We start from the raw sequence: 23,188 nt of genomic DNA, 5'->3' as shown, positions 1-23,188 counted from the left end.
GCAGTGCGACCAATCTCCAATGGCGAAGATCTTCGGCGTCTGAGTACCGTTGCTCCTCGTGCCAGAGGGACACACTATCCACCGCCTTGCCGCCCGCCACCGTGAGCTGTTCGCGGGCCGTGCCGTCACCGTCGAGAGCCCGCAGGGCCGGTTCGCCGCCGGGGCCGCCCTGCTGACCGGCCACACCCTGGTCGACACCGAGGCGCACGGAAAGCACCTGCTGCACCACTACGAGCACGACCGCAGCCTGCACGTCCACCTGGGACTTTACGGCCGGTTCAGCGACGGCGAACCGCCCCTGCCCCCGCCCGTCGGGCAGGTGCGGATGCGGATGGCCACGGCCACGCACTGGTTGGATCTGCGTGGCCCGGCCGCGTGCGAGGTGCTGGACCCGGAGCGGGTGGCGGCTCTGCGCGCGCGGCTGGGCCAGGACCCGCTGCGGGCCGACGCCGACCCGGACATTGCGTACGGGCGGATCCGCACCAGCACCAAGCCGATCTTCGCGTTGCTGCTCGACCAGGGGATCGTGGCGGGCTGCGGCCTGATCTACGCCAACGAGGTGCTGTTCCGGGCGGGCCTGTCGCCCACCACGCCGGGCATCGCCGTCGACGCCGCGACCTGGGCAGCCCTCTGGGCGGACCTACGGGACCTGATGACCGAAGGTGTTGCCAAGGGCCGGATCGACACCGTGCACACCGTGCACACCCCGGAGGCGATGCGGCGACCGCCGCGGATCGATCGGCACGGCGGCGAGGTGTACGTCTACCGCCGCCCCGGCCAGCCCTGCCTGGTCTGCGGCACCGAGGTGGCCCGCGGGCCGCTGGCCGGGCGCAATCTCTACTGGTGCCCGACCTGCCAGCCGGAGGCTACGGCTGGACCGGCTGCCCGTCCGTCGCGGCGTCCGGCGCGGCAACCGCGGGCGGCGCGGACGGCGTCGGCTCGGACGGGGTGGACTGCGTCGGAGTCGGCTCCGGCGGGGTAGTTTCGGCCGGTTCGGGCTGCGGACCGGTCGGCAGGCCCAGCCGGAAGTTCTTGGTCAGCCACGGCAGCAGCCGCGCATAGGCCTCGATCGTGTCGGGCTGGTTGAAGTCGTGCGAGAGCACGATGGACCCCGGCTGCACGGCCTTCTGGACGCCGTCGACGACCCGGTCGATGTGCGCCGCGTCGTCCTCGCCCGCCGGGTGATCCCAGTCGGTCGGGTCGACCTCCCAGTACAGCGACGTCATGTCCGCGCCCGCTGCGACGCGGACCAGCCGTTCCGTGAAGTTGCCGCCGGGGGCCCGGAAGTACGGGATCTGCGCACCGGGCACCGCGGCGCGAATGGCCTCGTTGGTGCGTTCCAGGTCGGCCTGGATCTGCGCGGGCTTGGCCTTGCCGATGGTCAGGCTGTGCTCCCAGGTGTGGTTGCACAGCGTGTGCCCGGCGGCCGCGATCTGGCGCACGATGTCCGGGTGCTTCTGCACCTGCGTGCCGACGAGGCAGAACGTGGCCTTGACGTGGTACTTGGCCAGCAGATCGAGCAGTTTCGGGGTCTGCACCGGGTCCGGCCCGTCGTCGAACGTGAGCGCGACCGCGGTGCTGCCGGTGGTGCGCAGCGAATGCGCCGGGCCGTTGCCGTGCGGCAGGGCGGCGGGCACGTCGGTCCCCGCGTCTTCTGCGGGCTGGGCCGGTGCGGAGGTGGTGGGCGCCGGTGTGCCCTGCCCGCTCGCGGTCTGCGAGGTCGCCGGGGTGCCGGATCCGGAGGTGGTGCCGTTCTGGCCGCCGGACTTGCCGGAGTGCCGTGCGGGCTTGCTCGCGGGCTTAGCGGAACGGTGCTGCGTGGTGGCCACCGCGTGCTCGGCCGCGTTGATCGCGTCGACCCGGTTCTGGTGCTGCTGGACCGGGATGGCGACGAGCATCAGCCCGGCCGCCACGAGCGAGGCCAGCAGCACCTGCTGACGGTGCCGCCCGACCAGCAGCCACGACTCGATCGGCAGCGTGCCCGGTGCCCGGTGGCTGCCCATAACCGGCGGCTTGTCGCCGGAGTCCAATGCCCAGTCCCGGACTGCCCCGGCCGCCCGCAGCGCGGCAGGCAGCCGCTCCGTGACGGCGTCCCGGACGCTGGGCAGCGGCCGTACGGTGATGGCGAGTGGCCGCGCCTCGACGGGCGCCGCATGCCGTCCCCCGGCCTGTGCGGCGGGGGTGCGCCGTGCACGGCGCTGGGCGCGCGGCTGCCTCTCGGCGCGATGCCCGGCCCGCGGGGTGTCGGCCCGGCGGCGCCCACTGCCGTCCGTGGACATCCAGGGGCGCTCGGCCGGCAGCGCCGGGTCCCCGGTCCAGTGGCGCTCGGCCCGGTCGGTGGCCTCGTCGGCCCAGGAGCGGTCGGCCGGTGCCGCGCCGCTGCGACGGCGTCCGGCCTGGTCGACGGCGTCGTCGGTCCAGTGGCGTTCGGCCAGGTCAAGTGGTGTGGCAAAGGCGGCGAACCCGTCGGCCGCCGGGGGCGCGGACGTGGGTCGCAAGTGTGCCGGATCGGCCAGCGACTCCGGGCGGCGGTGCCGTCCACGACCCGCGGACGACAAGGCTCCGCGCACGCCCGGCCCATCGACCGGCGTCTGCTCGTCAGGGGTCTGCCACGACACCCGTAATGCCTACCGCGTGATGATCGCGAGCGCGATACCAAGTGAGTGATCGATTGCTCACCGACAGTTGATCTCTGCAGGTCACGCGGTTGCGTGGCTGCTGCGGCGTTCCCCTGGAAGGTCGGCGTGCCGCGTTCGTGTCGTGCATTGGGGGCCGAAAGGGACGGTGGCCCCGCGATCAATCGGCCCTGATGCATATTGACAACTTCCTGTAACAGGCCCTTAACTTCTGCAGAGAGCGCTCTCACGGCGCCTCGTCCCTGCCGTTCCCCGAAAGGTCATCCCCATGAACCGATCAGCGCACCGCAGATCCCGGCCACGCGGCCGACGGCTGTTCGCCGTGGCCGCCACGGTGGTGGCGGTCGCCGCCTCCACCACGTTCGTGCTGGACGCCGAGGCGGCGGTGCCCGGGGCGCCGTCCGGCATGAGCCTGGTGTTCAGCGACGACTTCACCGGCGCGGCCGGCACCGGCCTCAACCGCTCGGACTGGCTCTACGACGTCGGTACGTCGTATCCCGGTGGCGCCGCGAACTGGGGCACCGGCGAGATCGAGACGATGACCGACTCCACGCAGAACGTCTACCACGACGGCAACGGCAACCTGGCCATCAAGCCGATCCGCGACAGTGGTGGCAAGTGGACCTCCGGGCGGGTGGAGACCCAGCGAACGGACTTCGCGGCCCCGGCCGGGGGCAAGGTCCGCATCGAGGCGCGCATCCAGCAGCCGAACGTCAGTGGCGCCGCGGCCGCGGGCTACTGGCCTGCGTTCTGGACGATGGGGGAGGGTGCGCGGCCGGTGGGCGCGACGAACTGGCCCAGCATCGGCGAGTGGGACGTCATGGAGGACATCAACGGGCGTTCCAGCGTCTTCGGCGCCCTCCACTGTGGTGTCAACCCGGGCGGCCCGTGCAACGAGACCGTCGGCCTGAGCAGCGGCGAGCACGCCTGCGCCGGCTGCCAGACCGGCTTCCACACGTACGCGGTCGAGTACGACCGCAGCACCTCCCCCGAGACGCTGAGCTGGTATCTCGACGGGCAGCAGTACTTCACCGTCAACTCCGGCCAGATGGACGCGACGAGCTGGAACAACGCCACGCACCACGGCGTGTTCGTGATTCTCAACGTGGCGGTCGGCGGCGGTTTCCCGGACGCGTTCGGCGGCGGTCCGACCGCGTCGACCCAGTCCGGCGCCGCGATGCTGGTCGACTACGTCGCGGTGTGGCAGTCCGGTGGCTCGACGACACCGCCGACGACCACGCCCACCACGTCGCCGACCACGACCCCGCCGACCACGACTCCGCCCGGTGACACCCGGGACGCGTACGCGGTGACCGAGGCGGAGTCGTCCAACGCCTCGTCCGGCGTGCAGGCGGAGGCGTGCGCCGAGGGTGGCCAGGACGTCGCGGCCCTCGGCAACGGCGACTGGCTCCAGTTCGACAACGTCGACTTCGGCACCGGCGGGGTACGCGACTTCGTCGCGCGGGTCGCCTCGGGTGCCCCGGCCGGCGTCAGCGGCCTCGTGGAGGTCCGGCTGGACAGCCGCAGCAACGCACCGATCGGCAGCTTCGCGGTCGCCAACACCGGCGGCTGGCAGAGTTGGCGGTCGGTCCCCGGCAACGTTGCGAACGTGACCGGCAAGCACACCGTGTTCCTGACGTTCGCCAGCGGTCAGCCGGCCGACTTCGTGAACGTCAATTGGTTCCAATTCCGCAGGTAGTGACTTCGTTCAATGCTTGAAACGGAGGGCCGGGAGCGCTACCAGCGCTTCCGGCCCTCCGATTTGTTCACATCGGTCTTAAGTCAAAGTTAAGTAACGACCTATGGACGGGGACTGTTAACAGTCCTAATAATTTGGCCGTCCCCCCACGACATCCCCATGGAGAGTCGGCCATGCAGCGCTCCAGGTCCGTCATCCTCGCCACGATCGCCGCGGTGGCCGCGGCGGCCACCACATATCTCGCCGGGACCGCCTCCGCCGCGGCCGCCTGCGCCCCGCAATGGAACCCGGCCACGGTCTACGTCAACGGCGACAGCGCCTCGGCGGCCGGGCACAACTACACCGCCAAATGGTGGACGCTCAACGAGAGCCCGCAGACCCACAGCGGACAGTGGGACGTCTGGGCCGACAAAGGCGCCTGCGACGGCGGCCCGGCCACGCCGCCCACCAGCACGCCGCCCACCACCGTGCCGACCACCGGCCCGGCCACCACGCCGCCGACGACGCCGCCGACCACGGGCCCGACCACCACGCCGCCCACCGGCACCGGCGCGCTCCCGGCCCACCTGCTCACCGGGTACTGGCAGAACTTCGACAACCCGGCCAACGAGATCAAGCTCGCCGCAGTGCCGTCCACGTACGACCTCGTCGCGGTGGCCTTCGCGGACGCGACCGGCACTCCCGGCGCGGTGTCGTTCAGCATCGACCCGGGCCTGTCCGCCAGCGTCGGCGGCTACACCAACGAGCAGTTCAAGGCGGACGTCGCGACGCTGCACGCGCGCGGCAAGAAGGTCGTCATCTCGGTCGGCGGCGAGAAGGGCTCCGTCAGCGTCGGCGACGCGGCGGCCGCCACCAACTTCGCCAACTCCGTGTACGGGCTCATCCAGACGTACGGCTTCGACGGCGTCGACATCGACCTGGAGAACGGGCTCAACCCGACGTACATGGCCAGCGCGCTGCGCAGCCTGCACGCCAAGGTCGGCGCCGGCCTGATCATCACGATGGCACCGCAGACCATCGACATGCAGAGCCCGCAGAGCTCGTACTTCAAGCTGGCGCTGGACATCAAGGACATCCTCACGGTCGTCCACACCCAGTACTACAACTCCGGCGCGATGCTCGGGTGCGACCAGAACGCGGCGTACTCGCAGGGCACGGTGAACTTCCTCGTCGCCCTCGCCTGCATCCAGCTCCAGAACGGCCTGCGCCCCGATCAGGTGGCGCTCGGGCTGCCCGCGACCACCAGCGCGGCCGGCGGCGGCTACGTCTCGCCGTCGGTGGTCAACCAGGCCCTCGACTGCCTGGCCCGCGGCACGAACTGCGGAACGTTCCGGCCCCCGGCCACGTATCCCGGCATCCGGGGCGCGATGACCTGGTCGGTCAACTGGGACGTCACCGCGGGCGGCGGCTTCGCCAATGCCGTCAAGCCGCACCTGTCCACCCTCCCCTGATCCACCCGCCCCCACCCCAACCCCACAGGAGAACCCGTGAAACCCACCAAGAGGTTCGTGGCCATCGGCGGCGTGCTGCTCGCCGGCCTGGCCGCCGCCATCCTGCCGATGGCAGCGTCGAACGCGGCCGTGGCGTGCACCCCGGCATGGTCCTCGACCGCGGTCTACGTGAAGGACAACCAGGCTTCGCAGAACAACCACAACTACACCGCGAAGTGGTGGACCCAGAACGAGAGCCCGGCCACCCACAGCGGCCAGTGGGACGTGTGGATCGACAACGGCGCCTGCGGCGGCGGCACCCCCGATCCGACCGACCCGACGCCCAGCGACCCGCCGCCCGGCGGCACCAAGATGGCGGCCGCGCCGTACATCTTCCCCGGCTGGGGTGACCCGCCGGCGCCGTCCACGGTCGTGAACGCGACCGGCATCAAGTCGTTCACCATGGCCTTCGTCCTGGCCAACGGCTGCAACCCGGCGTGGGACGGTGAGAGCGGTCTCACCGGCGGCGTGCACGAGAGCTTCATCAACTCGATCAAGGCGGCGGGCGCGACGGTCGTCCCGTCGATCGGCGGCTGGCAGGGCAACAAGCTGGGCCCGAACTGCCCCACCGCGGACGCTCTGGCGGGCGCGTACCAGAAGGTGATCAACACGTTCGGGCTCAAGGCGATCGACATCGACATCGAGAACACCGACGAGTTCGAGAACACGATCGTCCAGGACCGCATCCTCGACGCACTGAAGATCATCAAGGCGAACAACCCGTCCGTGAAGACGATCCTCACGTTCGGCACCTCGCCGACCGGGCCGAACTACTACGGCACGCGGCTGGTCCAGCAGGCCAAGGCGAAGAACGCAGGCATCGACATCTTCACCCAGATGCCGTTCGACTTCGGCGGCGGCGCGGACATGTACGGCGCCACCGTCGGCGCCTCCGAGGGCCTGAAGAACCTGCTCAAGACGACGTTCGGCTACAGCGATGCCCAGGCGTACGCGCACCTGGGGATCTCCGGCATGAACGGCCTGTCCGACCAGCAGGAGGTCACCTCGCCCGACACCTGGACCAGGATCCGCGACTACGCCAAGAGCAAGGGGCTCGCCCGGTTCAGCTTCTGGGGCGTCAACCGCGACCGCGGCTGCCCCGGCGGCGGCGTGGTCTCCAACTGCAGCGGCATCTCGCAGGCCGACTGGGCGTTCACCAAGATCAGCGCCGGGTTCTGACCCACGACCGCGCGCGTCCACGGTCCGCCCTCCCGGCGGGCCGTGGACGCGCGCCGAGTCTGCCCAGCGCCGGTGGGTCAGGGCCGGGTGACCGCACCGGCCCGCCACGGGCGGACAGGGCCGGAACGGGGCGCCGGTGGCCCGGGTTAGGCTCGGCCGTCGACCTGAGACCACCGCCGGAGGCCGCAATGACGCAGTCCGACACGCCCACCCGCGTAGCCATCGTCACGGGCGCCGCCCGCGGCATCGGCGAGGCCACCGCTCGCCGGCTCGCTGCGGACGGTATGGCCGTCGCGGTCGTCGACCTCGACGAAGCCGCCTGCTCGACCACGGTCACCGCCATCCACGACGCGGGCGGCACCGCGCTCGCTGTCGGCGCCGACGTCTCCGACCCGACCGCGGTCGCGGCGGCCGTCAACCGGGTGGTCGCCGAGCTGGGGGCACCGACCGTCCTGGTCAACAACGCCGGGGTGCTGCGCGACAACCTGCTGTTCAAGATGTCCGAGGACGACTGGGAGACCGTCATGGCGGTCCACCTGCGCGGCGCGTTCCTGTTCAGCCGGGCCGTCCAGAAGCACATGGTCGACGCCGGGTGGGGCCGCATCATCAGCCTCTCCAGCACCTCCGCCCTCGGCAACCGCGGCCAGGCCAACTACTCCGCCGCCAAGGCCGGCATCCAGGGCCTGATGAAGACGCTCGCGATCGAGCTGGGCCGCTTCGGGATCACCGCGAACGCGGTCGCGCCCGGCTTCATCGTCACCGACATGACCGCGGCCACGGCCGCCCGGGTCGGGATGAGCTTCGGCGACTTCGAGCAGGCGGCGATCAGTCAGATTCCCGTCGGCCGGGCGGGCCGCCCCGAGGACGTCGCGCACACCGTATCCTTCCTGGCCAGTGAGGGCGCGGGCTTCGTGTCCGGGCAGGTCGTGTACGTCGCAGGCGGGCCGCGCTGCTAAACAACCGGTTGCTCACGACCGTTACAAAGAACTGAAGCCGGCCGTGGACCCAGGGTGGAGCAGCAGACGGTGAATCGACGGATGACCTCCCGTAGCGTGTCGCTGACCAGCACGTTCCTGATGCTGGCGGCGGGGGGCGTGGCCGCGTGCGACAGCGGCGACGACTACCACGACGAGGGCTTCTACTGCGCCGACGCCAACGGGGTCGTCGTCGACGAGGACTACTGCGACGACGACAACCACTACCACCCGGGCGCGGGCTTCTTCATCTGGCACTCGGCCGGGTACCGGTCCGGCTACCCGGTCGGATACCGGCTGCCCGCGGGCGGCACCAAGTTCGCGTACAACGATGCGTCGGCCCGGCGGGCGTACGGCCTGCCGTCCACCGGCCGCATCGGCAACGGGACGATCAAGACCAGCGTGGTCGGCAAGGGCGGCAGCGCCAGCGGGAGCGGCAGCCACTCGTCCAGCAAGTCGGGCGGCTGAGCGGGTGCGGCGGATTCCGTACGGGCCGGTCCGCGACGGCTGGCGGCTCACCAACTACAGCCTGGGGCTGACGTACAACGACACCGAGCTGCCCGACGGCACGATGCAGTCGTACTGGCAGGAGGGGCCGTACTACGACTTCACCGAGGCCGAGATCGAGGAGCTGGAGACCGCCACCACGGTCCTGCACCAGATGTGCATGGACGCGGGGGACTGGATGGTCAAGCAGTGCCCCCGGCACACCCGTCAGGGCCGCCGGGACGGCTTCCTCGCACCGGTCTGCACGCCGCAGACGTGCTTCCTCGCCAAGATCGGCATCCCGGAGTTCGCGCACGAGCAGATCATCCGGACGTGGTTCGACGGTGACGCCGAGACCTGGACCCACGAGGACAAGGATCTCGACGGGCGGTTCCCGCCGCAGACGCCGGACTTCTCGCCGAGCGTCTACGGCCGCCTCGACCTGTGGTACCACGGGGCCGGGTCGATCCCGAGGCTGCTGGAGTTCAACGCGCAGACCCCGACCTCGCTGGTCGAGGGCGCGGTCATCCAGTGGCACTGGGCCGACCAGACCAACCTGACCCGGCACCCGTGGCGGCAGTGGAACTCGATCCACGACCGCCTGATCGGCTGGGAGGCCGCCGACGGCGAGCCCGCCAACCCGGGCGCGTGGCGGCGCAACATCGGCAAGCTGCGCGAGGCGCGGCCCTGGCTTCCGGAAAAACCCAAGATCTTCTTTGCGTACGAGACGTCCGAGACCTCCGGCGAGGACCGGATGAACGTGGCGTATCTGATGGCCACCGCCGAGGAGGCGGGATACCCGGTCGAGCTGATCGCGATGAGCCAGATCGGCTGGGACGTCGCGGGCGACCGGGTGCTGTTCGTGCCCGCCCCCGGCCAGGAGCACAAGGCCGAGCCCATCGACGTGATCTTCATGCTGTACCCGTGGGAGTGGTTCTGGAACGAGGAGGGCGGCAAGGCCTTCTTCCGGAACATGGCCGACCCGGGCAAACGGGGCACGGTGTGGATCGAGCCGCCGTACAAGGCCGCGCTGCTGGGCAACAAGGCGCTGCTGCCGGTGCTGTGGAAGCTGTTCGGTGACGACCCGGAGCGCGGGAAGTACCTGCTGCCCGCGTACTTCGCCGAGTCGTCGTCGGCGGCCAAGCTCACCTCGTACGCGAAAAAGCCGGTCTGGGGCCGCGAGGGCGGCTCGGTGACCCTGGTCAAGAACGGCGCGGTCCTCACCGACAACCCGTCCGAGTACGGCGCGGACGGCCGCTATGTGGTGCAGGAGCTGTGTGAGCTGCCGTCGTTCGACGGCCTGGAGGGCACGGTGCACCCGGTGATCGGCTCGTGGCTGATCGACGGCGAACCGGCCGGCATGGGCATCCGCGAAGGGCTCGGCGTGGAGGGCCTGGTCACGCGCGACCAGTGCAACTTCGTGCCGCACACCGTCGGCGCGCCCTGACCGGGCACCTCAGGGCCGGGCCGCTCAGGGCCGGGCCGGCTCCTTGCTGGGCCGGTTGTGCCACAGCCAGTAGAGGCCGGCGACCGGGAGCACCAGCGGGACGAAACCGTAGCCGCTGCCGAACCCGGACCAGACGGTCGCGTCGGGGAACGCAGCCTGGTCCGCCAGGCTCAGCGCGCCTACCACGAGCACCCCGACCATCTCGACGGAGCAACTGCACCACGCGATGATCCGGCCCCGGTGCCCGCCGATGGCCAGCCCGACCGTGGCCGCGATGTACACCGCTGCGGCGAGCGCGGACAGCAGGTACGCGAGCGGCGCCTCGGAGAACTTCGTGGCGATCTGCACCCCGGCGCGGGCGCTCGCGGACACCGCGAAGATCCCGTAGATCGTCAGCAGGACGCGGCCGGGCCCGCTGCCCAGCGCCGCGTCCCGGGGGCGGGTCCGTTCCGCCGGTCGTTGCGTGTCCTGTTCCACCGGATGACCCTCCTGTGCGGGCTTCTGCTCGGGCTGCGTCGGCTCAGCCACCGGTCACCGCCGAGAGCTGTTCCAGCCGCAGCACCAGGACCGGAAGCACCAGCGCGATCACCGCGAGGATCCCGCTCCCGGCCCGGGTCGGCTCCATGCGGGCCAGTACCACCCCGGTCGGTGCGAACGCGATCGTGGTGATCAGATACCCGATGAAGGTCGCGGTCTCCTTCGGCCGGCTCCCGTCGAACAGGCCCACCACGGCAACCACGACCAGGGCCGCCACCAGTACGCCGAGCGCCGCCATCGCGTACAGATCGAGGCGGCTGGGCGCCCGGTTGAGCGCGACGCGGGCCAGATACCAGAGCGCCAGTACGAGTGAGACGACGATCGTCGCCACCGACAGAGGACCGTTCACGCGGCACAGCGTACTGATCAGCCTGGGCGTGTTAGCTTCGGCCAGGGCGAGCATTCCCGGCGAAAGGGGCGCTGCGGTGAGGTTCGGACTCTGTGGTACGGGCCCGTGGGCGCATCTCGCGCACGCACCGGCGCTCGCGACGCACGACAATGTCGAATTCGTCGGCGTGTGGGGTCGCAACGAGACCAAGGCCACCGCGCTGGCCGAGGCGTACGGGGCACTGGCGTACGGCACCGTCGACGAACTGATCGCCGACGTGGATGCGATCGCGGTGGCCCTGCCGCCCGACGTGCAGGCGCCGATCGCGCTCACCGCCGCCCAGGCGGGCCGGCATCTGCTGCTGGACAAGCCGGTGGCGTTCAGCCCCGCGGTGGCCGACGAGATCGCGGCCGTGGTGACCGAGCGAAAGCTCGCCTCCGCGGTCTTCTTCACCCGGCGGTTCATGCCGCAGCTTGCCGAGTTCGTCGAGCGGGCGGTCGCCACGGGTGGCTGGCTCGCGGCCCGGGTCGACCACCTCGGGTCCATCTACGGCGAGGGCAACCCGTTCGGTGACTCGCCGTGGCGCCGGGAGAGCGGCGGGCTGTGGGACGTCGGCCCGCACGCGGTCGCGCTGGTGCTGCCGGTGCTCGGCCCGGTCACCGAGGTCACCGCGATGGTCGGCGCCCGCGACATGAGCCATGTACTGCTCCGGCACTCCGGCGGCGGGATCAGCACCCTCGCGCTGTCCGTCGATGCGCCGCCCGCGGCGGCCCGGGAGGAAGCGGTGTTCACCGGGGAAGCGGGCGTCGCCAGCGTGCCCGAGCTGCCGTGGGAGCCGGTCACCGCGTTGAAGATCGCCCTGGACGGGCTGCTCGGGGCGGCGGTCGGCGGACCTCCGCTCGGCCTGGACGTCCGGTTCGGGGCCGCCGTGACTGCGATCCTTGCCGCGGCCGAGGAGTCAGCCCGGACCGGCCGGACGGTTGCCCTGCCCCCGGCCATCTGAGCCGCGTGGCGGCACGACCTACCCGACCCTCACGCCGGGCGCACGATCAACCCATCCGCGGTGCCGGGCGCGCCGAATCGCTCGGTCAGCCGTTGATCGGACGTGAGGACGAAGGGGGCGCACCCCATGACCGACCGCGCAGCGGCCTGCCGGGCCGACCAACCGTCACCCGTGTCGGCGCGGGCGGGCGCACCGGCGCGCGGCGGCCCGCCCGTACCCGATCAGGGGACCGTGCGCTCGATGGCGGCCGCGCCGTCGCGCTCCAGCTCGCGGCGGGCCCGCTCGATGTTCTCCGGCGTCGGGTCGCGGCCCTGCGCCGTGGCCAGGTCCACCGGATCCCAAGGCTGGTCCGCGCCGGTGCGGATGCGCGGCTCCGGGGAGACCTGCTCCGATTCCTCCAGGGGTGGCCGATTCGATTCGGTCATGGCTCCTCCATGCGGATCTCTCGTGCTTCGTTCTCCGCCGCGTTACCCACCGCCCGGGTGGACACTACGACACCAGGGGCCCGGCCGGTGCGGAAACGGACGATCGATCAGCAGCGAAGCGAAGTGAGCGCGATTCGGACAACGCTTACGCGTGCATCGGATGGACGGTTAGTAGCCGGGCGAATACATTTTCCGCTTGTCACGTGTGACGTGCTCCGGCGGGGATCGCTCGGATGCCGTCGGCCGGGCGCCGGCGGCGACGGGGCCGGCACGTGCGGCGAGGGGAACGACACATGAGCGCATGCAGGGATGTGCCGCAGTGAGCAGCCTGCCCGATGCGGAACGCGACGCCAGCGAGGTCGTGCGGGCGCTGGCCGGTCTCGCCGCCCTGATCAGGCGGTATGGGGGCGATCCCGGCGACGAGGCCGGGGTGCTCATGACGCTGGCCGAGGACGGCGGGGCGGCCGCCGAACGCGTCCTGGCGTACCTGCGTGCGCTGCGCGGGCCGGGCGACGGGGTGGCCGCCGCGGTGCCCCCGCGGATCGGCCCGTGGCGTGAGTGGGTGCCCCCGCGCGGTCACCTGTTCGGCGAGCGGGACGGGATGACCCGGCCGGACGGGGTGCCGAATCAGCCCCGCCGCAGCGACCCCGGCGAGTAGCCCGTCCGGGTGAAATCCGGTCAGCCCGCCGCCCGCAAGGTCACCGACGGCGGCTCGCCGAAACGCGCCCGGTAGGCGGACGCGAACCGCCCCAGATGCGCGAACCCCCACCGATGCGCCACCGCGGCCACGGTCACCCGGGAGTAGTCGGCCACGCGCAACGCGTCGCGGGCCCGGTCCAGCCGGACCCGCTGCAGGTAGGCCATGGGCGCGCACCCGACGTGCCGCCGAAACCCCTCCTGCAGCGACCGGACGCTCACCTGCGCCACGGCCGCGAGATCGCCGACGCTGAACGGCTGCTGCGGATCGTTGTGGATGGCGTCCAGCGCTCGCCGGATGGCGCGGGGCGGCCCGGCCGGGGCGGGCGCGGTCAGCTCCGCGAGGTAACGGTGCGGGGCCGACAGGAGCAGGCCGCTGAGCAGGCTGTGCCGCAACTGCTCGGCGATCAGCGGCTGCAACAGCAGGCTCCCGGGGTGCGCCAGCTCGTCGCGCAGCAGGTGGACGATCCGGCGCCAGGTCAGGCGCGGTCCGTCGGACAGGTCCAGGGTCGGCGGCAGGTCGACCGGTCCCTCGATCGACCGGCCGAGCAGGGTGGACAGTTCGTCCTCCAGTGCGGCCCGCTCGATCTTGATGTTCAGCTCCTCCATCGGGGGGCCGTCGCGCAGCACGACCGCCCGGCCGGTCGGCCCGAACACCGCGGCGGTGGACGGCCCGGCGAGGTACTCGCGGCCCGCGTGGCGGATCAGTACGCGGCCCCGGGCCGGCAGGGTGACGTGGTACGCGTCCACGTCGGCCGCGGCCACCAGCGGTGCCGCGAGCCGGAACTGCCCGACCGTGATCGGTCCGAGTTGGATCATCTCGGCCGACGCCTGGAACCGTTTCGCTCCGCCGGGCACCTCCATCGCGGCCGAGTAGAAGAACCGGCGCAGTACCGAGCGGAAGTCGTCGAGGTCGTGGCTGCTGAAGCGGACGACGTCGAGGGTTGCGGGGGAACTCGGCCTAGGCCGCGCATCAGTCATCGTGTCGAGTGCCTAGCCGCATACTGTGAGTATTCGGCGCTGATGTGTCCAACGTCAACGTCCGCGCCACGCCCTGCTCGTTCCCGCACATTCAGGCCATATGAACTACTCTGGCGTTCCGCGCCTACGAGGCGTAACTTGCAGTCCAGCGGATTGTTGTTGGTACGCGGTCTGGACTCGGCGCCCGGTGCGGCGCCGTATTGCGCAGCTGGTCAGCGCAGCACCCGCGGTAAGGTCGGCGTCGGCCGCACGACGCCAGGAAGAGGGCAGCCGTGTATCTGCCGATCACCACTCGTCAGCTGGCCGACGGGACCGTCGAAATTGCCCCGAGCGGTGAGATCGACCTCGACAACGCGCACATGATGCGCGACGCCGTCAACGACGTGCTCACCGCCACGGCGCCCGGCAAGATCTGTCTCGACCTCCAGCGGGTCATGCTGATCGACAGCATCGGCATCGGCATCCTGGTCGCCTGCTTCCACGCGGCCGCGGCCAGCGGGGTCAAACTGGTGGTCACCCACCCCAGCCCGACGGTGTACCGGCAGTTGTGGGTCTCCGGGCTGGTGGGCCTGCTCGGCTGTGCCGAGCCGCCCTCCCCGCGGACCTCGGTCGGGCTGCGCCCGGCCTGACCCCGGCCCGCCGGATATCCCACTCCCGAGGGACACCCGGCAGGGTTCTGCGCACCATCGTGGACGGTGACCGGGTCACAGCGTCCGATGCAGGAACTCCGACGTCATCGCCGCCGCCCGGCTCACGTGCGGCTCCACGTCGTACAGGTCGACGTGCTGGTGGCAGTCGAGCCACACGATCTCGGTGTCGCCCGGGGTCTCCGCGTGCAGGGCCTTCGCAAGTTCGGGGGAGCAGTACGCGTCCTCACTCCCGTGCACGACCAGCAGCGGCACGGACGCCAGCAGCGGGGCCGCGCCCAGCGCGTCGAACGTCATCAGCGAGTGCAGCGAGCCGCGGGTGACCCGATTCTCCCAGCCGGGCGCGCGGGAGCGGTCCGTGCCGTAGTAGGACCACGGCTCGTCGCCACCCATCGCGGCCTCCCCGCCGTCGGGCGCCACGGCCGGCACGAACTCGTCGTACCGGTCCAGGAAGCCGCGCAGCGCCCCGCGGTACGCCTCGTCGCCGAGCTGGCGGGCGAACCAGGCCGGGCTGTTGTACCCGCCCGCGATCCCGGCCACCGCCCGGATGCGCGGATCGGTCGCGGCGGCGCGGACCGCGTACCCGCCGCCCAGGCACACCCCGACCACGCCGATCCGGTCCGCGTCCACCTCGGGGTGTCCGGCCAGGGTGGACACCGCGGAACGCAGGTCGGCCAGTTTGCCCTGACTGTCCTCATGCGCACGGCGGCCCTCACTGGCGCCGAAACCGCGGTGGTCGAACGCCAGCGTGATGATCCCGGCGGCGGCCAGGCGCTCGGCGTAGCCGCCGGTGACCTGCTCCTTGACGCCGGTGAACGGCCCGGTCAGCGCGACCGCCCGGCCGGTCGCGTCCGGCGGGACGCGCAGCACCCCCGCGAGGCGCAGCCCGTCGGCGGTGAACATGATGTCCTCGGTACGGATCTGAGTCACTCCCCGACGGTAAGCGGTGCGCACCCCGATGCCCAGCGGGCCAGGTGTCCGTGCGGGCTCAGATGAGGCGGTCGGGCTCGCGCTGGGTGATCCGTACCAGCAGGCCGTCCGGGCTCTGCACCTGGAGCTGCGGTCCGAAGTCGCGGTGATGCACGACGCCCGAGACGGTCACCCGCCGCTCGCGCAGCAACCGTTCGAGGTCGTCGAGCGGCAGGGTCGCGGCGAAGTTCAACTCGACCGCGCCGTCGCCCCGCGACCAGATCGGAGTCCGGGCCACCAGCGCGATCTGGACGTTGCCGAGCTGCATCAACACCCAGTCGGTGTCCCGGCCGCCGTGGATCACCTCGGCGCCGAGATGCTGGAAGAACTCGATCGACGCCGCCATCTCGGCGACGTGGACCAGCGGCTGCAGGTACAGGCCCGGTGTGGGCGCCGACCGGGGCGCGGGCGCCACGCCCTTCGCAACCTTGCCCTTCGGCGTCCGGTCGGCGGTCACCGCGGCCCTCGCGGCGTTCCGGCTCCCGTGTTTGTCCTTGGCCATGGCGGCTCCTGTCGGGCTGACGTCCGTACCGGCGGTAGCACCGGCACTGTCGGATTCAACGAGTCAGTTCCCGTCCGCGACGCAGCTCAGCGTCGGCGACCTCGCCCGGAGCAGGCGAAACGCGGCCGGGTCACGACACGACCGGCAGGATCAGCCGGGACTCGCCGCAGGAGACCGTGTGCCGTGCCGGGGTCAGCGCGGAGCCGCCGCCGATGGTGCCCGGGGTGCCGAGATTGCGGGCGTACCGGGGGTGGGCGCCACCGCACACCAGCAACCGGAGCCGGTGCCCGGCCACGAACCGGTGGAAACACGCGTCCAGCGTGAGACGCAACCGGCGCTTCTCGCCCGCCGGGACAGCCGGGTCGAGGCGCCGGAACACATCCGCGACGTTGCGGGAACGGCCGCGGGCGTCCACGTCGCACACCCGGGCGAACACGTCCGCGTACGGGTTGTCCACGGCGACCGTCAGCTCCAGCACCGGGGTGCCCGCCACGTCGAGGTCCACGTCGAGCGGCGCGGTCGTGAACGTCACCACGTCCGCCCGTGACTCCAGCGGCCGGTTGTCGCGGACCCCGGCCGTACCGGCCAGCACTGCGCCGCCGACCGACGGCGTCGGATCGGCCGGGTCGTACCGGAAGGTCACGGTGGCGTCCGCCGGCCCGGCGGCTTCGAGCCGCCCATCCGGGTACGGGTGGAAGCCGGCCGCAACGGTCGCCGGGGGCCAGAACGGCAGGTCGTGCCACGCCCGCTCGCCGGTACGGAACATCCGGACCGGCGGCCGGACCCGGCCCGTGCTGCCCGTGCTGGCCGTGCCGGCGGGGCGGGCCGCGCTGTTCGGGCCACCCGCGTCGCCCGCGCCGTTCGTGCCGGCCGTGCCGCCCGCCACGTGCTCGTCCAGCCATGCCAGCGTGTCGCGCCCGACCATCCCCGCGCCGCGCGTGGCCGCGCCGACGTGGGTCCACGGGCCGACGGTCAGCGCCACGTCGACCCCCCGGCCGCGCAGCACCCGGTACTGCTCCAGCGTCTGGTCGAGGAACATGTCCTGCCAGCCACCGACCAGCAGCACCGGAACGTCGACCCGGCCCAGCGCGGCCGTCGCCCGGTACGGCGCCCAGAACTCCTCGCCCCGCTCCGCATTGCCGAGCCATTCGCCGTACCACGGGGCGTGGCCGGCGAGGACGCTCCGGGCGGCGTCCGCGAGCGGCAGCCCGTGCAGGCCCGGCGCGAGCCGTCGGCGGGCGGCCGGCCCGCCGGCGAATCGGCGCAGCAGACCGGGCTCCTGCGGGCGGGCGACCTGGGCGCTCCAGGTGAAGAAATCCGCGAGGGTGAACGAGCCGGTGCCGAACACCGCCCGGTGGAAGTCGTGCGGCGCGACGTAGACCAGGGCAGCCCGCATCTCGGGCGGCGGGTCCTGCAGCAGCGTCCACTGCGCCCAGCCCAGGTACGAGCCGCCGAGCGTGGCCAGCCGCCCGTCGAACCAGACCCGGGTACGCAGCCAGCGGACCGTGTCCTGCCCGTCGTCGGTCTCCTGCGCCATCGCCCGGAACGTCCCGCCCGATCCGGCGGTGCCGCGCACGCTGACGACCACGACGTGGTAGCCGCGGGCCGCGTACGTGCGCGCGTGCACCCAGCCGTCCGGGAAGTCCCGCCCGTACGGGGTGCGGATCAGCACCGTGCCGCGGGGCGCGGCCCCGACCGGCGCGTAGTGGTCGGCGAGCAGGGTGACGCCGTCGCGCATCGGGACTCCGACGGCACGGTCCACCCGGTACGTGTTGCGGGCCGGGACGTGGCCGAGCGCCCGCCCCAGCGCCGCGTCGGCGAGCCGCTGCAGCCGGCCCGGCTCCCGGCCGGCGCCCGTTCCGGTGACGCTCATCGATCACCCTTCCACCGGCGATCCCGCGAGGCCATGCCACTGGTCGGCGAGATGCTGTCCGATCGTCCCGATCGCATCGTAGGGCGGCCCGGGGCGATTACGCTGCGTACGCGCGACGGGTCGCCGTCCGTTCTGTGCCCCGGGCGTGGTGACCGCGGCTGATGCCCGCCGGGCACCGAAGTTACGGGTTCGGGCGTCTTTGTGGATGATCTTCCGGGGCGGGCATGTCACGCTGCTCACCCTTGGCGCATCGTGGTGTGCGAATCCGTCGGTCCCGCGGCAGACTCGCACGCGTGGTGGGCGAGCAGCAGGTTCTCGGTGGCAGGTACACCCTGCTCGACGAGCTGGGCCGCGGTGGTACGGCGGTGGTGTGGCGGGCGCGTGACGAGGTGCTGGGGCGTCCGGTCGCCGTGAAGGTGCTCGCCGGGGGTCATGCCGCGGACCCGCACTCCCGGGCCCGGATCCGTACGGAGGCGAGGGCGGCAGCAGCCTTGTCGCATCCGAACATCGCGCAGATCCACGACTACGGTGAGTCGACACGCGACGGGCAGTGTGTGCCGTACGTGGTGATGGAGCTGGTCGAGGGCGAGACGCTGCAGCAGCGGGTCAGCGTGCGGATGCTGGCGCCGCGCGAGGTGTTCCGGGTCTGCGGTCAGGTGGCTGCGGCGCTGGCCGCCGCGCACGCGGAGGGCCTGGTGCACCGCGACATCAAGCCGGCGAACGTGATGGTGGCCGGTGGCTCCGCGAAGGTGGTCGACTTCGGGATCGCCGCCACGGCCGGGCCGGAGGAGCCGGAGTCGGAGCTGCTGGGTACCCCGGCGTACCTGGCCCCGGAACGGCTCACCGGTGACACCGTCGAGCCCGCCTCGGACGTGTACGCGCTCGGGGTGCTGCTGTACCGGCTGCTCGCCGGGGACTCGCCGTGGGCCGTGGAGAGCACGACGCAGCTGCTGACCGCGCACGTCCACGTCGCACCGAGCCCGTTGCCGGACATTCCCGGTGTGCCGGCCGCGGTGTCCGCGCTGGTCGACCGGTGTCTGCGCAAGGATCCGTCCGAACGGCCGACCGCCGCGGAGGCGGCCGCCGTCCTGGTCCGCGCGGAAATCCCGGTGCTGCGTGCCGCCGTTCAGGCGGCCCCCACCGGCCGTGCCGCGGTCGCCGCGCCGCAGCCGCCGGCGCCGCCGGTGCCATCCCACGCTGCGGTTTCGCAGGTGACGCCGGCTCCGGCCGCAGCCGCGTCGGCGCCTCGGCCGAAGTCGGCCGGGCCGGACCGGTCTTCGCGGGTACGCCGGCGCCGGCTGCGCCACGTGCTCGGCGGAGTGCTCGCCGGTGCCGCGCTCATGGGATTGCTCTCGGTGTGGCAGACCAGCCAGGCCAGTACGGGCGACGCCGGGAACCGGGCGGCCGCACCGCCGGTGATGCCGGGTGCCTCCGGGTCGCACCGCCCGAGCTCCGTGACCACCCGCGAGAACCCGCACAAGACCGATCCGGCCCCGGGTCGCGGCGGCGCCCAGCAGGTCACGGCGGTCGCCGGAGTCCCGGTCGGCGAGGTCGGCGACAGGGGGAACGGCGACGCCGGTGTGGTCCGCGACGCCGGGCCTCCCCCCGTACCGTCGAGCCCGCCTGCGCCGCGACACACCACGAGCACGTCGTGGCAGCCGACGACGCCGGATCACCCGCCGACCACCACACCGGTGACGGACCCGACCACCGAGCCGACGACCGAACCGACCACGCAGCCACCCCAGCCCCCGCGCACCTTCGAGTCGGAGGGCGGCACCGTGGAGGTGCTCTGCACCGCGCCGCGGAAGGCCCGGCTGCTGTCCTGGAACGCCGTCGCGCCGTACCGGGTGCTCAAGGTGGAACCCGGCCCGGCAGGCATCGCCCGCGTCGTGTTCCGGAACGGCCCCCGCCGGATCCGGATGACCGCGACGTGCACCGCTGGCAGCCCCGCGGTGGACGTCACGGTGCTCACCGCGCCGGTCGCCCCGGCGACCTCTCCGGTGCTCGCGCGCGACCCGCGCCCACAGACCCGCCCGCTGACGTCGGTCGTACCGGACGGACCGACGACACGCGGGTGACGCACCCATCGGGATGTGCGAATCGGTCTCGGTCAGGGCAGACTGCGACGGGTGGAGGCTGAGCAGATCCTGGGCGGTCGGTACACCCTGCTCGACGAGCTGGGCCGCGGCGGCATGGCGGTCGTGTGGCGCGCGCACGACCAGGTGCTGGGGCGGGCCGTGGCGGTCAAGGTGCTCGCCGGGCGCCACGCGCCGGATCCGCAGTCACGCGCCCGAATCCGTACGGAGGCGCGGGCCGCCGCGACACTGTCGCATCCCAACATCGCCCAGATCCACGACTACGGCGAGTCCGTGCGCGACGGCCAGTGTGTGCCGTACGTGGTGATGGAACTGATCGAGGGTGAGACGCTGCAGCAGCGGGTGACCGCCGGGATGCTGTCGCCCCGGGAGGTGTTCCGGATCTGCGGCCAGGTGGCCGCGGGCCTGGCCGCCGCACACGCCGACGGCCTGGTGCACCGCGACATCAAACCGGCCAACGTGATCGTGACCGCGTCCGGGGCGAAGGTGGTCGACTTCGGCATCGCCGCCACGGCCGGGCCCGCCGGGGAACCGGAGGGCGAACTGCTGGGCACCCCGGCGTACCTGGCCCCGGAACGGCTCACCGGTGACACCGTCGAGCCCGCCTCGGACGTGTACGCGCTCGGGGTGCTGCTGTACCGGCTGCTCGCCGGGGCGTCACCGTGGAGCGTGGAGAGCACGACGCAGCTGCTGAGCGCACACATCTACGTGGAGCCGAGTCCGCTGCCGGAGCTTCCGCGCGTACCCGAGTTCGTGGTCGACCTGGTCAATCGCTGCCTGCGCAAGGACCCGACCGAGCGGCCCACCGCCGCGGATGCTGCGGCGATCCTGGCCCGCGCCGAACGCCTGACCGCACCGGCGGGGCTGCCGGACCGTGCGGCCTCCCTTGCGGCCATCCCCGTCGTACGGACCCCCGCGGTACCACCACGGTCGTCCTCGGCACCCGTCACGGGGCCGCCTGTGGAAACGCCCGGGGCGGACGCCGCACCGCCCCCGACGCCCGGGGCAGGAGTCGCGCCCGGCCGGGACCGTACGCGCGACCGGCGGGGACGCTCGTGGTACCTGCTCGCCGGCGCCGGGGCGGGTGCCACGGCCGTCGCGGCCCTCGCCTTGTGGCAGTCCGGTCGCCTCGGCGCGGAGCGCACCGTGGAACGGGCCGCCCCGCCGTGGGTGTCGCCCGGCGGTTCCGTCGCCCCCGGGCAGCGCCCCGGCACGGTCCCGCCCGGGACGGCCCGGCCGACGCCGGGAGGTTCACGGGCCACCGTGATCGGTGCGGTGCCGGTCGGCGAGCTGGGGCGGATGACCGCCGTTCCGCCCGGCGCGCCCGGGACGCACGCCACCACGACCACGCCGGGCCACCCGCGGACTGCGCCGCCCGGCACGACCCCACCGCAGGTCCCGCCGACCACCCCGGTGACCGAGCCGACCACCGGCCCACCGGTGCGTACGCTGTCGTCGGACGGCGGCTCCGTCGAGGCGTCGTGCGCCGACGGCCAGGCCCGGTTGGTGTCCTGGAGCCCGGTCAAGCCGTACAAGGTGGACGGGGTCGACGCGGGGCCGGCCGATGCCGCCACGATCGTGTTCAAGCACGGCAATCAGCGGATCACGATGACGGTCACCTGCCGCAACGGGAGTCCGTCGGCCGCGGTGTCCTGACCCGTACTCAGGTCTTGGCCGCTTGGCGGCTCTCGGTGCGCGGTTCCTGAGGGGGCAGGGGCCGGGGCGCCTCGGCCCGTTCCACGCGGTCGCGGCCGGTGGCCTTGGCGTGGTAGAGCGCACGGTCCGCCCGGCTCAGCAGGGCCTCGCCGTTCTCCCGGCCGTCCCAGGTGGCCAGCCCGGCGGAGAAAGTGCAGCCCATCGGGGTCCGGCCGCGGAGCCGGTCCAGCACGTCGCCCGCCTCCACCTCGTCGGTGTCGGGCAGCAGCGCCACGAACTCCTCGCCGCCGTAGCGGGCCAGCAGGTCGCCGGCGCGCAGGCCGTCCGCCCACGCGGCGGCGGCTTCCTTGAGCAGGCGGTCGCCCATCTGGTGGCCGTGGAGGTCGTTGAACGCCTTGAAGTGGTCCAGGTCGACGATCGCGACGCTGACCGGGGCGCCGTCACGGGTCGCCCGCGCCAGTGCGGCGGGCAGCGCCACGTCCCAGATACGCCGGTTGGGCAGCCCGGTCAGCGGGTCCTGCTCGGCCAGTTCACGCAGCCGTTCGGCCTGCTGCTGCATCACCCGTGCCTGCTGGTGCAACCGGCGGATCAGCATGGTCATCCGGGTCAGGCCGAGCAGGAACATGGCCGCGCTGGCCACGGCGATGGGCAGGGCGTCGCGTACGGTGCCGTTGCCGGTCAGGGCCTGCCAGGCGAGCAGGACCGGCGCGATGAGGACCGCACAGGCCATGAGGCCCACCCGCGCCCAGGGCATCGCGCGGGTGGCCGGGGTCGGCGTGGGCTGCCCCACCTCCACCATGCCGGGGTGGGTGATCGCCATCGCCTGCAGCAGGAAGGCCAGCAGGAAGGACGCGCTGACGAACCGCCCCACCGACAGCGCGGGGTCGTACGACGTCATGTCGATGAACGCCCACAGGTAGTCGGCGATCAGGGCCGCGACCATGGCGGCGACCAGCAGCTGGAAGGCGGCCCGGCGGGCGCCGTCCGTGGTGAGCAGCCAGGTCACCAGGGCGAGCACGACCAGGTCGAGACTGGGGTACGCCAGTGTGACCGCGTGCCCGAGGGTGCCCATCGTCTCGCCCGCGGCGATGTACCGGATGAGGAACACCCAGCTCAGCAACGAGCAGGCGACCCCGATGAGCAGCGAGTCGACCAGACCCGCGTACCCGCTTCCGCGGTTGCGCCGCAGCAGCAGCACGCACAGCCCGGACGCGGTGAAGAGGTAGCCGAGCAGGTAGGCCACGTCCCACGGCCCCGGCCACGAGTCGTCGTGCAGGGCGAGGGCGTACACGTCGAACATCGCGTCGGCGACCGCGCTGGCGAACGAGCCCGCGATCAGCAGCGACCAGCCGACGATCGCGGCGGGCCGGTTGCGGAGCACGCCGACCACCATCGCGCCGACCAGCGCGAACTCCACGACGTCGTAGTAGATGGCGGAGGCGTTGCCGTCCGGCAGGATCAGGAACCCGACGATGGCGAGCAGCCCGACCCAGGCCCATGCCCGGCCGGCGTGAACCGCCCTGTTCCGCACATCGATTCCCATCGGCGGCGCGGTCCGGGC

21 protein-coding genes are annotated in these 23,188 nt (G+C 72.4%); 12 read left to right on the top strand and 9 right to left on the bottom strand.

All coding sequences use genetic code 11. From position 1 onward, the window contains the following. Positions 1-58: 58 nt before the first annotated feature. The gene (locus ACMCNK_RS16260) at positions 59-982 is read left to right on the top strand and encodes an Fpg/Nei family DNA glycosylase (protein WP_412737250.1); all 924 of its coding nucleotides are present in this window, start codon (positions 59-61) and stop codon (positions 980-982) included. On the opposite strand, the gene ACMCNK_RS16255 is transcribed toward ACMCNK_RS16260, so the two are convergent. Next, a complete protein-coding gene (locus tag ACMCNK_RS16255) occupies positions 867-2,618 on the bottom strand; it encodes a polysaccharide deacetylase family protein (RefSeq protein WP_412737249.1) in 1,752 nt (583 codons plus the stop codon). The genes ACMCNK_RS16260 and ACMCNK_RS16255 overlap by 116 nt on opposite strands. Before the next feature lie 286 nt (positions 2,619-2,904). Here ACMCNK_RS16255 and ACMCNK_RS16250 point away from each other — a divergent pair, with 286 nt between their 5' ends. The 6 genes from ACMCNK_RS16250 (at position 2,905) to ACMCNK_RS16225 (ending at position 9,911) form a co-directional block, all read left to right on the top strand. After that, positions 2,905-4,335 (top strand): carbohydrate-binding protein, encoded by a 1,431-nt coding sequence (locus tag ACMCNK_RS16250; protein WP_412737248.1) that lies wholly within the window; start codon positions 2,905-2,907, stop codon positions 4,333-4,335. A gap of 173 nt (positions 4,336-4,508) precedes the next feature. Further along, positions 4,509-5,786: a chitinase gene (locus tag ACMCNK_RS16245; RefSeq protein WP_412737247.1), complete on the top strand. Its 1,278-nt coding sequence runs from the start codon at positions 4,509-4,511 to the stop codon at positions 5,784-5,786. Positions 5,787-5,894: 108 nt separating this feature from the next. Continuing rightward, complete coding sequence (locus tag ACMCNK_RS16240; RefSeq protein WP_412740879.1) at positions 5,895-7,004, top strand: chitinase; 1,110 nt, start codon at positions 5,895-5,897, stop codon at positions 7,002-7,004. Positions 7,005-7,192: 188 nt separating this feature from the next. Beyond that, on the top strand, positions 7,193-7,960 hold the full coding sequence (fabG, locus tag ACMCNK_RS16235) for a 3-oxoacyl-ACP reductase FabG (RefSeq protein ID WP_412737246.1): 768 nt from the start codon (positions 7,193-7,195) through the stop codon (positions 7,958-7,960). An 81-nt stretch (positions 7,961-8,041) separates the two neighbouring features. Then, positions 8,042-8,446: a hypothetical protein gene (locus ACMCNK_RS16230; RefSeq protein ID WP_412737245.1), complete on the top strand. Its 405-nt coding sequence runs from the start codon at positions 8,042-8,044 to the stop codon at positions 8,444-8,446. Between the two features lie 4 nt (positions 8,447-8,450). Further along, entirely contained in the window at positions 8,451-9,911 is a 1,461-nt protein-coding gene (locus tag ACMCNK_RS16225) for a glutathionylspermidine synthase family protein (protein WP_412737244.1), read from the top strand. Positions 9,912-9,935: 24 nt separating this feature from the next. Here ACMCNK_RS16225 and ACMCNK_RS16220 read toward each other — a convergent pair whose 3' ends face one another. Then, positions 9,936-10,388: a hypothetical protein gene (locus tag ACMCNK_RS16220; protein ID WP_412740878.1), complete on the bottom strand. Its 453-nt coding sequence runs from the start codon at positions 10,386-10,388 to the stop codon at positions 9,936-9,938. A gap of 43 nt (positions 10,389-10,431) precedes the next feature. Next, the gene (locus ACMCNK_RS16215) at positions 10,432-10,797 is read right to left on the bottom strand and encodes a hypothetical protein (RefSeq protein ID WP_412737243.1); all 366 of its coding nucleotides are present in this window, start codon (positions 10,795-10,797) and stop codon (positions 10,432-10,434) included. A gap of 76 nt (positions 10,798-10,873) precedes the next feature. Between ACMCNK_RS16215 and ACMCNK_RS16210 the strand changes: the two genes are divergently transcribed. Further along, complete coding sequence (locus ACMCNK_RS16210) at positions 10,874-11,779, top strand: Gfo/Idh/MocA family protein (protein WP_412737242.1); 906 nt, start codon at positions 10,874-10,876, stop codon at positions 11,777-11,779. A gap of 221 nt (positions 11,780-12,000) precedes the next feature. Here ACMCNK_RS16210 and ACMCNK_RS16205 read toward each other — a convergent pair whose 3' ends face one another. After that, a complete protein-coding gene (locus ACMCNK_RS16205) occupies positions 12,001-12,204 on the bottom strand; it encodes a hypothetical protein (RefSeq protein WP_412737241.1) in 204 nt (67 codons plus the stop codon). 319 nt (positions 12,205-12,523) lie between these two features. On the opposite strand from ACMCNK_RS16205, the gene ACMCNK_RS16200 reads away from it, so the two are divergent. Beyond that, positions 12,524-12,862: a hypothetical protein gene (locus tag ACMCNK_RS16200; protein WP_412737240.1), complete on the top strand. Its 339-nt coding sequence runs from the start codon at positions 12,524-12,526 to the stop codon at positions 12,860-12,862. 20 nt (positions 12,863-12,882) lie between these two features. On the opposite strand, the gene ACMCNK_RS16195 is transcribed toward ACMCNK_RS16200, so the two are convergent. Next, positions 12,883-13,881, bottom strand: coding sequence for an AraC family transcriptional regulator (locus ACMCNK_RS16195; protein WP_412737239.1), 999 nt, complete (start codon positions 13,879-13,881; stop codon positions 12,883-12,885). 272 nt (positions 13,882-14,153) lie between these two features. On the opposite strand from ACMCNK_RS16195, the gene ACMCNK_RS16190 reads away from it, so the two are divergent. Then, the gene (locus ACMCNK_RS16190; RefSeq protein WP_412737238.1) at positions 14,154-14,510 is read left to right on the top strand and encodes an STAS domain-containing protein; all 357 of its coding nucleotides are present in this window, start codon (positions 14,154-14,156) and stop codon (positions 14,508-14,510) included. 75 nt (positions 14,511-14,585) lie between these two features. Here ACMCNK_RS16190 and ACMCNK_RS16185 read toward each other — a convergent pair whose 3' ends face one another. From ACMCNK_RS16185 to ACMCNK_RS16175, 3 genes are all read right to left on the bottom strand, one after another. Continuing rightward, positions 14,586-15,458: an alpha/beta hydrolase gene (locus ACMCNK_RS16185; protein WP_412737237.1), complete on the bottom strand. Its 873-nt coding sequence runs from the start codon at positions 15,456-15,458 to the stop codon at positions 14,586-14,588. Positions 15,459-15,516: 58 nt separating this feature from the next. Beyond that, positions 15,517-15,999 carry a VOC family protein gene (locus tag ACMCNK_RS16180; protein WP_412737236.1) on the bottom strand — a complete coding sequence of 161 codons (483 nt, stop codon included), beginning with the start codon at positions 15,997-15,999 and terminating at the stop codon, positions 15,517-15,519. A 130-nt stretch (positions 16,000-16,129) separates the two neighbouring features. Next, positions 16,130-17,872, bottom strand: coding sequence for a CocE/NonD family hydrolase (locus tag ACMCNK_RS16175; protein WP_412737235.1), 1,743 nt, complete (start codon positions 17,870-17,872; stop codon positions 16,130-16,132). 293 nt (positions 17,873-18,165) lie between these two features. Here ACMCNK_RS16175 and ACMCNK_RS16170 point away from each other — a divergent pair, with 293 nt between their 5' ends. Together ACMCNK_RS16170 and ACMCNK_RS16165 are read left to right on the top strand one after the other, a co-directional pair. After that, on the top strand, positions 18,166-19,953 hold the full coding sequence (locus ACMCNK_RS16170) for a serine/threonine-protein kinase (RefSeq protein WP_412737234.1): 1,788 nt from the start codon (positions 18,166-18,168) through the stop codon (positions 19,951-19,953). A 51-nt stretch (positions 19,954-20,004) separates the two neighbouring features. Next, positions 20,005-21,627 carry a protein kinase domain-containing protein gene (locus tag ACMCNK_RS16165; protein ID WP_412737233.1) on the top strand — a complete coding sequence of 541 codons (1,623 nt, stop codon included), beginning with the start codon at positions 20,005-20,007 and terminating at the stop codon, positions 21,625-21,627. Positions 21,628-21,634: 7 nt separating this feature from the next. On the opposite strand, the gene ACMCNK_RS16160 is transcribed toward ACMCNK_RS16165, so the two are convergent. Then, positions 21,635-23,158 (bottom strand): diguanylate cyclase domain-containing protein, encoded by a 1,524-nt coding sequence (locus ACMCNK_RS16160; RefSeq protein WP_412737232.1) that lies wholly within the window; start codon positions 23,156-23,158, stop codon positions 21,635-21,637. Between the last annotated feature and the right edge of the window lie 30 nt (positions 23,159-23,188).

The sequence above is a fragment of the Krasilnikovia sp. MM14-A1259 genome, from assembly GCF_047159535.1.
Classification (GTDB): Bacteria; Actinomycetota; Actinomycetes; order Mycobacteriales; family Micromonosporaceae; genus Actinoplanes.
The sequence above is the reverse complement of the archived record's forward strand: the minus strand, read 5'-3'. Positions and strand labels throughout refer to the sequence as shown.